The organism is Brevundimonas sp. ABV4_179, from assembly GCF_056311945.1.
Genome location: NZ_CM149976.1, coordinates 2,087,192 through 2,100,580, shown reverse-complemented (window position 1 = coordinate 2,100,580; position 13,389 = coordinate 2,087,192). Strand labels below are relative to the sequence as shown.

13 protein-coding genes are annotated in these 13,389 nt (G+C 63.2%); 4 read left to right on the top strand and 9 right to left on the bottom strand.

Translation table 11 applies throughout. The annotated features are described in order from the left end of the window. Positions 1-2 precede the first annotated feature (2 nt). Complete coding sequence (locus ACYX4P_RS10085) at positions 3-692, top strand: uracil-DNA glycosylase family protein (RefSeq protein WP_165116460.1); 690 nt, start codon at positions 3-5, stop codon at positions 690-692. A 124-nt stretch (positions 693-816) separates the two neighbouring features. Here ACYX4P_RS10085 and ACYX4P_RS10080 read toward each other — a convergent pair whose 3' ends face one another. The 5 genes from ACYX4P_RS10080 to ACYX4P_RS10060 form a co-directional block, all read right to left on the bottom strand. Continuing rightward, positions 817-987 (bottom strand): hypothetical protein, encoded by a 171-nt coding sequence (locus ACYX4P_RS10080; RefSeq protein WP_242076310.1) that lies wholly within the window; start codon positions 985-987, stop codon positions 817-819. A gap of 64 nt (positions 988-1,051) precedes the next feature. Next, on the bottom strand, positions 1,052-1,270 hold the full coding sequence (locus ACYX4P_RS10075) for a hypothetical protein (protein WP_088582792.1): 219 nt from the start codon (positions 1,268-1,270) through the stop codon (positions 1,052-1,054). A gap of 294 nt (positions 1,271-1,564) precedes the next feature. Continuing rightward, a complete protein-coding gene (locus ACYX4P_RS10070) occupies positions 1,565-2,455 on the bottom strand; it encodes a plasmid partitioning protein RepB C-terminal domain-containing protein (RefSeq protein WP_217431704.1) in 891 nt (296 codons plus the stop codon). After that, positions 2,455-3,333 carry a plasmid partitioning protein RepB C-terminal domain-containing protein gene (locus tag ACYX4P_RS10065; RefSeq protein WP_088582790.1) on the bottom strand — a complete coding sequence of 293 codons (879 nt, stop codon included), beginning with the start codon at positions 3,331-3,333 and terminating at the stop codon, positions 2,455-2,457. The genes ACYX4P_RS10070 and ACYX4P_RS10065 overlap by 1 nt, the downstream gene beginning before the upstream one ends. Further along, positions 3,330-5,015, bottom strand: coding sequence for a recombinase family protein (locus ACYX4P_RS10060; RefSeq protein WP_476069405.1), 1,686 nt, complete (start codon positions 5,013-5,015; stop codon positions 3,330-3,332). The genes ACYX4P_RS10065 and ACYX4P_RS10060 overlap by 4 nt, the downstream gene beginning before the upstream one ends. 12 nt (positions 5,016-5,027) lie before the next feature. On the opposite strand from ACYX4P_RS10060, the gene ACYX4P_RS10055 reads away from it, so the two are divergent. Both ACYX4P_RS10055 and ACYX4P_RS10050 read left to right on the top strand, forming a co-directional pair. Next, a complete protein-coding gene (locus tag ACYX4P_RS10055; RefSeq protein ID WP_088582789.1) occupies positions 5,028-5,336 on the top strand; it encodes a hypothetical protein in 309 nt (102 codons plus the stop codon). 66 nt (positions 5,337-5,402) lie between these two features. Continuing rightward, positions 5,403-5,714 (top strand): excalibur calcium-binding domain-containing protein, encoded by a 312-nt coding sequence (locus tag ACYX4P_RS10050; RefSeq protein ID WP_174085765.1) that lies wholly within the window; start codon positions 5,403-5,405, stop codon positions 5,712-5,714. A 301-nt stretch (positions 5,715-6,015) separates the two neighbouring features. Here the strand turns inward: ACYX4P_RS10050 and ACYX4P_RS10045 are convergent, their stop codons facing one another. The 3 genes from ACYX4P_RS10045 to ACYX4P_RS10035 all read right to left on the bottom strand — a co-directional run bounded on the left by ACYX4P_RS10045 (position 6,016) and on the right by ACYX4P_RS10035 (position 10,220). After that, positions 6,016-7,179 carry a metallophosphoesterase gene (locus ACYX4P_RS10045; RefSeq protein ID WP_292047634.1) on the bottom strand — a complete coding sequence of 388 codons (1,164 nt, stop codon included), beginning with the start codon at positions 7,177-7,179 and terminating at the stop codon, positions 6,016-6,018. Positions 7,180-7,258: 79 nt separating this feature from the next. Then, positions 7,259-9,607 (bottom strand): TonB-dependent receptor, encoded by a 2,349-nt coding sequence (locus ACYX4P_RS10040; RefSeq protein ID WP_476069402.1) that lies wholly within the window; start codon positions 9,605-9,607, stop codon positions 7,259-7,261. Between the two features lie 148 nt (positions 9,608-9,755). Continuing rightward, positions 9,756-10,220, bottom strand: coding sequence for a hypothetical protein (locus ACYX4P_RS10035; RefSeq protein ID WP_248116126.1), 465 nt, complete (start codon positions 10,218-10,220; stop codon positions 9,756-9,758). A gap of 167 nt (positions 10,221-10,387) precedes the next feature. Here ACYX4P_RS10035 and gor point away from each other — a divergent pair, with 167 nt between their 5' ends. Beyond that, positions 10,388-11,770, top strand: a complete 1,383-nt coding sequence (gene gor / locus ACYX4P_RS10030; RefSeq protein ID WP_248116124.1) for a glutathione-disulfide reductase — start codon at positions 10,388-10,390, stop codon at positions 11,768-11,770. Positions 11,771-11,774: 4 nt separating this feature from the next. Here the strand turns inward: gor and ACYX4P_RS10025 are convergent, their stop codons facing one another. Then, on the bottom strand, positions 11,775-13,295 hold the full coding sequence (locus ACYX4P_RS10025; protein WP_248116122.1) for a carboxylesterase/lipase family protein: 1,521 nt from the start codon (positions 13,293-13,295) through the stop codon (positions 11,775-11,777). Between the last annotated feature and the right edge of the window lie 94 nt (positions 13,296-13,389).

Genomic DNA, 13,389 nt, shown 5'->3' with positions numbered 1-13,389 from the left:
TCATGAGCTCCAACACGCCCTTCTCGAAAGCCGCCATCGCTGAGCTTTACGCCAACCACTTTAAAGACGCGCCTGAGACCGCGATGGGCTGGACATTTATGTACTGCCGAGAGGACCGCTTGAGCACTGCCAAAGTCGGCATCATCGGTCTCAACCCGGGTGCGGATCGCGAAGATAGCGACACGCAAACGCAGCAAGCCGATTGGGACTGGCCTAAGGGCGGCATGGCCTACACCGACCAAAAGTGGGGGCCCGCGGACTCACACAATCCGCTTCAGCAGCAGATCGTTCGAATGCTCGAAACGCTTGAGGTCGACAGCAGGGACGTATTCGCCGCTCAGCTTGTTCCATTTAGGAGCCGGAGCTGGTCCAAGCTGCCAACCCCTGGCGTCGCCCTCGCAGCGGTGAGACCGTTGTGGCAAGAGGTCGCGAAGAAGTCGCCGACGATCAGGCTTTGGATCTCGCTCGGTAAGCAGGCAGGTCGAGAGCTCGCCGCGATCTTGGAAGCCGGCACGCCGCGACGTTTGAACGTCGGCTGGAATCGGCAGTTCGCCGAACTCTATCAAGCGCCCGATGGTCGCGTGGTGCTTGCCCTGCCTCACCTTAGCCGTTTCAAACTGATGACCACGGCGGACCGCTCGGAGGTCGAAGCTTGTTTGGCTGCAGGAAAGCGATTGAGCGGGTTGGCGTAGGTCCGAGCGCGACACGCGTCAGTGTCTTTGTGCTATCGTCCCTAAGCGACGAGAACGCGGCTTCCGCCCCCCTGCGTTTGTCGCGATCTAAACTCAGCTCTGTTGAGCCCTCTGCGCTGCGAACTTACCGCGCCACCCAGAACGCCGCAGTCTGCGCCACCGACACTTCGGGCATCTTCTTCTGACTTCCGATTTTAAAGCCCTTGCTCAGCATGAGCTCGCCGACGATCGAGCCTGCTGTGACTGTCGTCATGCTGATCTGACCGTACCTGCTGCCCATCCGCTCAACGATCATCGGCTCGACCCCAGCGAGTGCCGGCAACCCGTCGGCTGTGGCCTTCAGACAGGCTGCCTGTCCCTCAGGTGACTCGATGACGGCGCATCTCGAGCACGCGAAGATCAGACATGCTGATGCCGCCGGTCGGCGCATAGTTCAACCCAGACCTCTCGATAAACTGCGCGAGCTCGTCCGCCTCGAGTGTACCCTTGGCCCGCGCGTTCGACCACACATTGAAGCGCTCTTCAGGTGTCTTGGCCTCGAGCTTTTCGAGCGTCCATCCGCCAGCGAGTTGCGTCATCCTGGTCCCCCTCGATCCAGTCTCATCATATTGGTTTCCGCGATCAGTGCGGTTTTTTGAATGCACACTGAGACGCCAAATCGATCTTAGTCGAGCGCAGCGGTCGTCGAGCTTGGCGCACGATCCCAACGGCGGGTCGGCCCGCCGGACCGACCCTAGATGGGCAGATGACGCCCATCCTAGCGGGCTCCGAACGGGATCGCCGTCATCCCCGCCACCACCCTTGATCCGCCTCCGCCGACGGCTTCTCCGGTGGTCCCGGCGCTTGAAGGGTCCCGGTCCCCTTAGACGTGCTCAAGCCGCTTGGGCGGGAGGGTCTAACGAGGTTGCTGCGACAACGGATCGGAAGGTCTCCAGCATCTCGCGATGCGAGTTTGCGAGAAAGGTTTCGATCGACCGTTTGGTGAGCAACCGCTCCAAAAAGCCTGCCGCGATGACCAGCAGCAGCGTGTCGTCGCCAAACGCTGTCTCCAACTCGTGAAAGTCTTCAGACACCGCAGCGAGCTCCCGCTCAAGCCGCTCGATCTGTTCCGGGCTGACGCCGCGTATCGCCTTCGCTTCGGGCTTCACGAGATCGGCGGGCTTGGTCGTGACGAGAAGCGCCCTCGCATATGTGGCGCTGTAGTTGTTTGCCGAGATCATCAGCTCCGCAACTTCGAGCTGACGCATAGCTTTCATCTTGCGCAGCTTCTGAAAGGCATTGATGCCGACGGGCTTGTCCTTGAGCAGTTCAGCGACGTCGTCATGAATCCCGTTGAGCATGTGACGTCTGGCGCGAATTGAGCCGACATCGACATTGAGCGCCCGCGCGAGTTTGGCTTCGGATACCCCTCGCTCGATGGCGCGAACAATCATGTAGTGCTCTTGAATCGGTTGAAGCCGATTGACGCGCTTGTTGTAGGTAAAGGCCTCATCGTCCTTGGCGAGGATGCATCGCGCTTCCACTGCGCCCTGCTCCTTCAACACGGCCAATCGCACGTGGCCGTCGAGAAGAGTGAAGACATCGCCTGCCCGGGCTTCGGCGAGGATCAGCGGCTCGACCAAACCCACTTCTGAGATCGATGCGGCGATGCGCTTGTACTTTGCGCTTTCGGTGACCGCCGCCGACAGCATCTTGGAGGGCAGAATGCGGTCGAAAGAGACAGATCGAACGCGTTCCTGGAAGGCGATTTTGACGGAGGCCATCACGGATGCTCCAAACCGACGCGCGCCGCGAGCGCGGACGGAAGACTGGTGATCCCTTCAGCGCGCATGAGCGCAGCGAAATGATCATCGGCAAGCAGATGTTTCAGCGCGTTGACCACAAACACGAGACGCGTGCGCGTTAGGGAGGCCCGTCTGACAAAAGTCTCGCGACGTTCCGTCTCGCGTTGTAGCGACCGAACAAGCGTGTCGGCCGTGATCGGTTTTTGATTGCGGACGCCACGATTACGATTGTGGATCCCTTTGCCGCTTGTACTGCGTTGCTCGATAATGTGTCGAATGGCCAAAACCTGATTGCCCGGAATAGCCTTTTCTTCGAAGGCCTGAGCCAGAGCGCGCTGCACCTCCCCTTCCTTGGAATGCGCGATCTCCATAGCGACAGTGTGAGGGATCACGCCGCGCTCGACCGCTGAGATCAGCTTCTCTTCGCCGTTCTCCAAGAGATGGCAGATCGCCCCAACATATTCCGTGCTGTAATCAACCTTCGCAGCAATCTCACTGTGGCTGTACCCACGCTCTCGAAGAGATCCGATGGCTCGGACCAGCTCGAGCGGTGTGTGCTGTCGACGAGCGAGGTTTTCAACCAAGCTCATCACAAAACAGTCTTCCTCGGCGGCATCGATCAACACGGCCGGGATCTGCTCTTGGCCAAGCGCGATGAACGCCTCTAGCCGCCCTTGACCGCAGACCAGATCGTATCGCGATCGACCGGGCCGCTGACTGACGGTGATCGGCTTTTTCAGCCCGAGGTGCTCGATGCTGGTCACCAGCTCTTGAAACACTCTCTTGTTTCGGGCGCGAGGGTTCAGCACCGTGATGTCATTGACCGGGATTAGACGAATTTCAGCGACGTCGGTCATGCTGCATGGACCTCCACCCGCTGCGTGAGATCGAAGAACGCGTCGAGTGTGTCGAAGCGAAACGAGTCCAGCAGCACGCCATTGTCGGGCGCCAACCTCATGCTTGGATCCGCGCCACACTCGAACCAGGGGAGCAGGTAGTAGTCGCGGATTACAGCGTTCCCGACCTCCATTCGCACTGCAATGGTTATGTCGGGGCGTAGCCCCTGATCCAAACGGATTTTCCACCGCAGTCCGCCCGCCGGCGTTTCGAGGCAGCGGACGATCACCACCGATGCGGTGAACTCATCATTGATGCTCAGCAGTCCATGTGACGGATCTTCTGCCACAACAGCCCCGCCCCGTGCGATCCCAGCAACAACCTGCGCAATGACATCCGGATGGATCGCTCTAAGCGCCTGATTGATTTCGATGTAGCGATAGTCGCGAGCTGGCGAATAGCCGATCAGTTGGTAAGCACGGACGAGGCTCCCGAACCGGTGGCGAAATGCCGAGCTTGACGGCATGTCATCGACTTCGTCGATCACGAGCCCCGATAGCCATCCCTTTTTCGCCAGCAGGTCAGACAACCGAGCCAGCAGCTCTTCGTCACTGTATCGCACGCACCTGGCCTGGATGATGCGCTGTGCAGCCTCGAAAAAGTCCGGCTCAACGATCCCTTCGAACGCACCGTCGCGACGCACCCAGTTGTCTGGATCGTTCACAACGCGCTTTGCCTTCAACTTGAAGGAAGAGCGATTGTACACATTGTTGCCGATGTACTTTTCGTTCGTGAGAACCTGGTGGACCGTGCCGCGTGTCCAGGGACGCCCCAAATCCGTAAGCCGGCCCTCCCCGTTCAGCACCGTAGCAATTTCGCGTTCTGAGCGACGCTGAACGACGAACATCCTATAGAGACGTCGAACGACTTCGACTTCCTCTGGCGGCCCGGGGGTGAGCACGACACGATCGGTTTGGATGCTCTTTTGCTCGCCTCGCTCAAGCAGACCTTTCGGCGACAAATGCTCGTCAACTAGCTGCCGACGCAGCCCATATCCAGCCGCGCCACCTTGCCGAAAACCCAGCGTGATGAGGCGACACTGTCCAGCAAAGACCTTCGCCGAGAGCTCACGACTATACTCCCCCGCCATCGCGCGCTTCATGCTCTTGATGATTGTCGCGCTTAGGCTGCCGTCGTTCTCAAACTGTTCAGCGCAGTAGTGCACCGACAGCCCGGCCTCACGGCAGATGAACTCGTAATAGGCGCTCTCGTCGGCATCCTGAAAACGACCCCACCGACTGACGTCATAAACCAGGATCGCCTCAAATCCTGGAGCGCCCTTTCGAACGTCGGCGATCAGCTCTTGCAAAGCCGCTCGCCCATCGAGCCTCAGCCCGCTTTTTCCAGCGTCCGTGTAGGTCCGAACCACGTCAAACCCACGGCGAGCCGCGTAGGCCGCGATGGCCTCAGATTGATTTTCGGTTGAGTACTTTTGGTGCTCCGTCGACATGCGGACGTACTGAGCCGCCCGCACCGGTTTTGCGGCTCCCATCTCGTGCTGACCGTCCTTTGGGTCCATAATGCACGCCAGAAACATCCGTCCGAATGGACGGCGAGAATCGAGCCGTAATCGCAGACCGAATGGATGTCCTTTCAAAAGATGGTCTGAAAACTTCAGCCCAAAATCGGAAAACTTCTCCATCAGGAGGCATCGATGCAGGCCTTCCCGCAGTTGATTGCTGGAGCACTTCGCGAGGAATGGGGCGAGAGTCCCTCTGCGCGCAAGGCGGTCGGCCTCATCACCAATGCAAATGAACGTGCTGTGCGAAACTGGTTTGATGGCCGTAACGGGCCCAGCGGCGAAAATCTGGTGCGCCTGATCCAGCACTCAGACGCCGTATTATCAGCGGTGCTACGAGCTTCGCGACGAGATCAGCTCCTACCTGCCGTGGCGCTAATGCGCCTTAAAGCTTCGCTTCAAATGGCAATCGATAGTCTCGACGAAGCCTTTCCTAGCCGGTGACCAAACCACGCGAGCTGGACGCGCGCAAAAGTTGCGAGCTATGAAGCCCTGGCACGGGGCACCGACATGAAGTTCATTATTGCGTTCGTCGTCATTGCGGCCTCGGCGGTACCGATAGCTGTAGCTGCGCATTCCGGCGGACTGAACGCAGAGGGGTGCCACAACGATCGCAAGCGAGGCGGTTACCACTGCCATCGTGCGGGCGGAGGCTCTTCGTCGCCCTCTCGTCCACGGGGCTTGAGGTCGTCGCCCCCGTCTAGCGGCGCGTTTGCGAACTGCACTGCGGCCCGTGCGGCAGGTGCGGCTCCCGTGCGTAGGGGCGATCCCGGTTATGGACGGCACTTAGATCGAGATGGTGACGGCGTCGGCTGCGAATGAGCACGCCCAAACTGAATGGTTTCAATGAGTTATCAAACCGGCAGCAACGCAATTCCATTTGGAAAACCCGCTGTAACCCATTGAATTTGCTCGTATCAGCTTGATCCTGTTTGGAGGCTTTCTTCTTTTATTTCAATGTACTTACAGCGTCTCTTAATCAGCGGGTCCACAGTTCGAACCTGTGATCACCCACCATCGTCTTCCCATTTGGAAAATGACGGGCTTTGACCGGCCGCAGCGCCGCTTCGGCCGGCGCCCCATCGCCCGGGCGACTTTCCCCACGTCGATTTGGCGCGGCGCCTCAGCGCTTCGCCGGGATCTGCGGCGGGAAATCCAATTCGAAATCGGACAGGCCCGGCGCCACGCCGAAGGTCGCCTCCCCGTCCCGGCCGGCGTAGCGGTCCAGCAGCGGCGAATAGGTGTAGAAATGCATCTTGCGCCGCGCCACGTCGAAGCGGACGAACCTCAACCATCCGCCGCCGCCGTTGGCCGAGGTCGCCTGGCCGTCCGGCCCGACCGTATTGGCCTGATAATCCTGAAGCACCTGATAGACGGGATGGCCCGCGTCATTGCGGTCGATCCTCAGGTTTTCACCCAGCGAGACGCCGTCGACCGCAGGCAGATAGGCGTGTCCGCTCAGCACCAGGAAGATCATCGGGTTCTTGCGGATGAAGCGATCCCACACCTGATCCGGCGACAGGTGATCGGTACCGGCGAAGCTGTTGGCGGTGCTGTCGCTGCGCTGGGTTTCGCCGGTCTTGCTGGGCGACAGCCATTCATGAGTGGTGACGATGACCGGCAGGCCGGGATGGGCGTCCACGACGCCCTGCGCCCAGTCCAGCACGCTGGCGGGCGGGTCCATCTCCAACGACAGATTCAAATACCGCTGCCCGTCGCCGACGAAGGTCTGCCAGCTGTTCAGCCCGTTGGCGGACGCGCCGCCATACCAGTCCCGGCCGACGAAATGAGGCGACGTCGACCCGAAATAGAAGCCCCAGGCGCGACCGCCGGACAGGGGCCGCGATGCGCCCGGTCCGCCCGGCTCGGACCACCAGGAATAGTTGTCGTAGTCGTGATTGCCCGGCGACATCCCGAACGGAACGCCGCTGCGGCTCAGGACTGAAACGGCGCGGTTGGCGATGTCCCACTCAGCCCGCGTGTCCATGATCCGCGCCGGGGCATCGCCCACGGCCGGGATGCGGAAACGCCCGTCGCCGTGCTGAACGATGTCGCCGACGAAGGTGACGAAGGCGATGTTCTTGGCCTCGCGCTGATCGACCAGATACTGCATCTCCAGGGCGAAGGTCTCTTCGCCGCGCGGCTGTGCCATCGTCACGTCGGAATAGTTCTGGGTGTCCGGCACGACCGCGACGGTGAAGTCCTGGGCGCGGGCGCCCACCGCCAGGCCCAGCCACGACGCCGCCAGCATCGCCCCCAGGGTCACCATCCAGCGCGGCGTCGTCATCGGTGCGTCTCCAGAATGCGGTCTCTTATCACGCACGGCCCCTTTCCGCTCGGGTGCGGAAAGAGGCCGCCGAGTGGGGTCAGAAGGCGTAGCTCACAGTGGCGAACACCTGACGCGGGGCCGATGCGTGGAAGACCACGATGCTGCCCGTCGCATCGTCCGGCGCGAAGACGCTGCCGTCGAAGTTTGAAGCGTAGCGCTTGTCGGTCAGATTGGTCACGTTCACCGCGAACTTGACCCTGGTCGCCCCGATTTCGCTCAGGTCGTAGCTGAGGCCCAGATCGAAGGTCGTATAGCCGCCGAAGCCTTGGTCGTTGGTGTAGGTGTAGAACCGCTCGCCCGTGTACTTGCCCATCAGTGAGCCGGAGAAGCCGCGCCAGTTCACCGTGACCACGCTGGACAGCATCTCCTTGGGCGTATCGATCTGCTGCTTGCCGGCCGTCGCCTTGACCACGCAGGTCGTGGTGCACCAGTTCAGATCGTCGTCATAGGTCGTCTTGCTGTAGGACGCTGAGTTGTACCAGCTGAACCAGGGGGTCGGCTTCCACAGCACGCCCAGTTCGACACCCGTGCTGGTCACGCTTCCTGCGTTGTGGAAGGAGTTGCCGCAGCCGGGGTTCTGCTGCTGGTTGGTCGGGCACGGATTGTATTGCAGCAGCCGGTCGTCGAACTTGACCCGATAGGCCGCCAACGCGATCTGAAGCGGCCCGCTGATGTAGCGGTAGCCGGCGTCGAAGCTCTTGGAGGTCTCGGGCTTCAGATACTGGCCCTGCAGGTCCCAGAGGGCCTGCGACACTGACTGCGGCCCTAGTTTGAAGCCACCCTGGAACATGGCCATGTTCTCGGCGTAGCTGGCGTACAGTTCGTGGCCCTCGGCGACCTGCCAGTGGACGCCGATCTCGGGCAGAAAGTCGTCCTTGGCCGTCAGGCTGCCGCTGGCGAACTGGCTGGAGGCGGGCGGCGGGGTCGCCGCGACGCCGTCGATCGCCTTGGCGTCCGACTTCGCGTAGGTGCTCTTGAAGCCGAAATCGATCGTCACCGCGTCGTTCAGCAGCGACAGGGTGTCCTGGATGTAGAACTGGCGCGTCTCCCAATCCGTCTCCTGCACCCATTGGGCGCGGGCCGGCTGACCGCCCAGATAGTGGGCCAGGCTGAAGGGGCCGGTCACGTCGGTGCGGATGTAGCGCGCGGCGCTGGAGGTGTTTTCTTCGAACCAGAAGCCCGCCTGGACGTGGTTGGGACCGAAGACCCAGCTCAGGCCGCCCAGCACGCCTGAGCGATCAATGGTGTAGCGCGTGTCGCGGATCTGAACCGGCACGTCGTCGGCCGTGGTCGTCGTCCCTTGAGTGGACCAGCCGGTGATGAAGTTGTTGCCCGCGCCCTTGTCCGTGTGGCGATAGACCTTGGCGTTGATCTTCAGATTGGCCGTCAGATCATAGTCGCCTGCCAGATAGTAGAGGTCGTCGTTGCGCAGGATCTGACCATTGGTGAAGGTCACGTCCGAGTTCTTCTGCGGCGCGGGCGCCGGAACGCATCTGGCCGTCGCCGTCGGATTGGTCACGCCGCAATAGGCGACGCCCAGATACGACTGCCAGTCGGGCGCATAGCCGGCCCAGTCCCAGCCCAGCCGGTTCAGCATGTCCTTTGACAGATAGGCGTCGTCCGCCTGGTTGGTGCGCGACAGGTCGGCGAAGGCGGTGATGGCGCCGCGATCGAAGCGGTACATGGCCTTACCGTTGAACTGGCGCCCCCAGGACGTCTTGTAGGCGCCCTGGTTCACGAACAGGTCCTGCTCGCTGTACTGGCCGGACACATAAGCCGAAAACCCGTTGTGCTCGCCCGTGTCCACACGCAGGAAGCTGCGCTTGGAGGCCTCGCTGCCGAAGCCCTGGCTGGCGGCCAGGCCGAACGAACGGCTGGGATTGCGCGAGGTGTAGATCAGGGCGCCGCCCAAATTGCTGGTGGATGGAATGGCCAGGCCCGCGATGCCGGTGGCCAGGTCGGCGCGGCCCAGGTTCTCGGAAATCAGCGCGCGGCTGATCGTCAGCCCGTTGTAGTTGTTATAGGCGCCGTCGCCCAACGGCACGCCGTCCAGCGTATAGCCCAGGTGGGTCGTGTTGAACCCACGCACCTGCAGGGTCAGGGACTGCTCGTTGACGCCCAGGGCGTCGATCGACTGGGCGCTGACGCCCGGCAGGAAGTTCAGCGCCTTCTGGACACTGGTTCCCGGCGGCAGGGTTTCCAGATTGGCTGGCGTCAAGGTCGAAACCGAACGGGTCTGGCCCGAGCCGACCACCACGATCTCGTCCAGCTGATCGACCGACGACCGCTGCACGACCTGATCGACGGCCGGGTCGGGCGCCGCGGTTTCCGCTACGGCGGCCCCGGCCCAACCCGACAAGGCCGTGCCCGCAAGCAGGCTAGCCAAACTCAGACCCTTAAAACGTGACACCATGACGCATATCCCCCGTTGAGGGGCCCGCGTCTAAGCCGCTGCGGATACGATACGGCTACGCTTTCGTTACAACTTCGAGACAGGCTAAAGTTCAGTCCGCCGCTTCAGAAGGGGTGCGCCCTCATCGCATCCCGGCGCAGATTCTGGCGCGGTCGTTGCTCCAGCATCCGTCCGCGAATGTGACCGTGCCGAGCGGATCCGCCGCGCGCGTATCGTCGGGGTCGGCGTTCCAGGTGGCGTCGGCCGCGCCGTCGCCATTGGTCGTGACGACGGCGAAATGCGACTGCGCCGGCTTGCCGTTCGACCAGGCGTTCATCGTGTATCCGCCATCGCCGAACGGGAAGACCAGACACGGCCCCTGAACCCGCACCTGACCATCGACCGATAGGTAGCAGGCCTGGGTCGATGAAGCCGGCGGCGTCTCGCTCGCCCTTTGGGTCGTCCCGTCCTCGATTGGCTTGGGCGTCGGTGCGGGGGTGGTCGATTCGGCGCGGGGCTGGCCCGGCTGGCGGTCGCAACCCGCCACGACGAGAAATCCGCACAACGCGACGATGGACGCCGCCCATCCCAGCTTCGTTGGTTGCATGTCCGCGTCCCTTCACGACCTCGATCAACGGCAGAACCCCGAACGATGGACGGCCGTTCCGCCGAGGGCGCCTCGAACCCGACAAGCGGGCGGGGTTGGATTTCGCGGCGAGCGGCTTAAATGCCAAGGCCCCTTCGGATGGGGTCTCTGCTGAACGGACGCACGCCATGGCCGACTACGACTACGATCTCTTTGTCATCGGCGCAGGTTCCGGGGGCGTGCGCGCGGCGCGGCTGACGGCCCTGGATGGCAAGCGGGTCGCGATCGCGGAAGAGTTTCGGGTCGGCGGCACCTGCGTCATCCGCGGCTGCGTGCCCAAGAAGTTCATGGTCATGGCCTCCGAAGTCAGCCACGCGCTGGAGATCGCCGAGGGCTATGGCTGGTCGTTCGCCGACGCCACGTTCGACTGGCCCAAATTCCTGGAGGCCAAGGACGTCGAGATCGCGCGGCTGTCGGGCATCTACGCCGCCAATCTGGGCAAGGCGGGCGTGGAACTGGTGCATGGGCGGGCGGTGCTGAAGGACGCCCATACCGTCGAGATCGTCGGCAAGGACCGCAGCATCACCGCCGAGAAAATTCTGATCGCCACCGGCGGCCGGCCTTGGAAGCCGGAGGATCTGCCCGGCATCGAACACGCCATCACCTCCGAGGAAGCCTTCCATCTGCCGGAACTGCCCAAGCGCATCCTGATCGCCGGCGGCGGCTATATCGCGGTGGAATTCGCCGGCATCTTCGCCGGACTGGGGGTGGAGACCACCCTGATCTATCGCGGCCCCAACATCCTGCGCGGGTTCGACGACGACGTGCGCGCCCATCTGGCCGGCGAGATCGAGAAGCGCGGCATCAAGGTCATCCTGGGCTGCCAGCACGAGAAGATCGAAAAGACCGAGGCCGGCCTGGTCAACCACCTGCAAAACGGCATGAAGCTGGAGACCGACGTGGTCATGTTCGCCACGGGCCGCGTCCCCTACGTCAAGGATTTGGGCCTGGAAACCGCCGGCGTGGAGCTGACCGACCAAGGCGCGATCAAGGTCGATGCGTATTCCAGAACCACGGCAGACAATATCTGGGCCATCGGCGACGTCACCGACCGGATGAACCTCACCCCCGTCGCCATCCGCGAGGCGCTCGCCTTCCATCAGACCGTCTATCGCGACACCCCCCAGCACTTCGATTACGAGGCCGTGGCGACGGCCGTCTTCAGCCAGCCGCCCGTGGGTGTCGTGGGGCTGAGCGAAGCCGAGGCGCGGCGGTCGTGCTCGAACGGCGTGGACGTCTATCTCACTCGTTTCCGCCCGATGAAATACGCCTTCACCGGCTCGGACGAGCGGGTCCTGATGAAGCTGGTGGTCGACGCCGACAGCCAGCGCGTCGTCGGCGTCCACATCGTCGGCCCCGACAGCCCGGAGATGATCCAACTGGCCGCCATCGCCGTGAAGGCCGGTCTGACCAAGGCCCAATGGGACGCGACCTGCGCCGTTCACCCGACCATGGCCGAGGAACTGGTGACGCTGAAGGAGAAGCAGTCGTCGGCGACCTCCGCCGGCTGAACCTTTACGGGCGAGGCCGCTCGCGGAACCGCTCCAACAGATCAAGGCGCGCGCTGAACGGCACGGGCGTCACGGTCGGTCCGGCGTTGCCGAAGTTCATCAGGCGGGTGTCCCCTGCCCTGGCCTTCGGCCATTCCGGGCGACCCACGCCGTTCGGATCGCCCGAGCGCGCGAAGGCGGTCCAATAGCCCATCATGGCGTCAGACGCCTTGCGATCCCGATCCTCGACTGGATACGGCAGGGTGTTCAGCGTGCCGAACACATAGGGCCGTTCAATCGCGTGCGTCGCACCGCCGTGCGGCTCTGGATTCTGCGGCGACGAGACGTCGAACCGATAGAGCCAGGCCGGATGCCCGGCCTTGTTGTGCAGCCGCGCCAGCATCCGCGCCGGTTCGGAAAAGACCAGGTCGGTGACGACCAGCTTGTCGAACGCCTCCAGACCGCCATAGGCTTGGACCGCGTCGGCCCGCTCCAGCCAGGTCATGTCGTCGTCGACCTGGCCATAGCCGTTGCGGTCGGTCGGGCGCATCCACCAGAATTCGGCGCTGTTCGTGCCGATGATCAGCGGCACGGCCGCCTGACGCCCGGCCTTGAAGGCGGCCTCGACCGTGGACGGCACGACGCGACCGTCGATCAAGGTCAGGTCGCCATTGGCGAACACCGGCGGCGGCGTCAGGAACAGGTCCGCCGGCGCCGCGCGCAGATCCGCCGCCGTGCGAAGACCCGCGCCATAGGCCCAGACCTCGCCCCTCTCGCGCGCGGACGGAGCGCCATGCGGCCCTTTGCGGTCCAGCGGAGTCTGCAACTCGCGCCCCAGTCCCGACTGGACCACGGCCCGGTCGAACAGGCCCCGCGCGGGCGGCGAGATCATCAGCCGGGTCACGATGGCCCCGCCCGCCGATTCGCCGAAGATGGTGACGTTCTTGGGGTCGCCGCCGAAGGCCGCGATATTGGCGCGCACCCATTTCAGCGCCGCGGTCACGTCCATCAGGCCATAGTTCGCGGCCGCCTCGCCCGCCGGCCGCTCGGCCGCCAGGGCCGGATGATCGAAGAAGCCCAGACGTCCCAGCCGATAGTTCAGTGTGACGACCACCATGCCGCGCCGGGACAGGGCGGCCCCATCATACAGCGGCGCGGTGCCCGAACCGTTCACCATCCCGCCGCCATGGATCCAGACCATCACCGGCGCCGGCGGACTGGAGCCGGCTGGCCGCCAGACGTTCAGGTTCAGACAATCCTCGCTCATCGGCAAGGGGCCGACGCCAGGATCCCCGCTGGGCGGCGCCTGGATGCAGATCGGCCCATAGGCGCCGGCGTCGCGCTGACCCTGCCAGGTCGGCGCGGGACCGGGCGGCCGCCACCGGCGCGCGGCCGTCGGCGGCGCCGCATAGGGAATGTTCTTGAAGGAAACCACGTCGCCGTCGGCGCGTCCGGTCAGGACGCCCTGCGAGATGCGGACGGTGGGCTGGTCGGCTGCGGGCGCGATCATGAGCGAGAGGGTGGCGAAGACGCCGGCGATTGTCATCCTCGCTGATTAGCAAATCCTGGCGACGGGCCAATGATCTTGCGGTCACAATCCCTGAAATCTCTCTATCGAACCGTTTCACGCATCGTGCGTT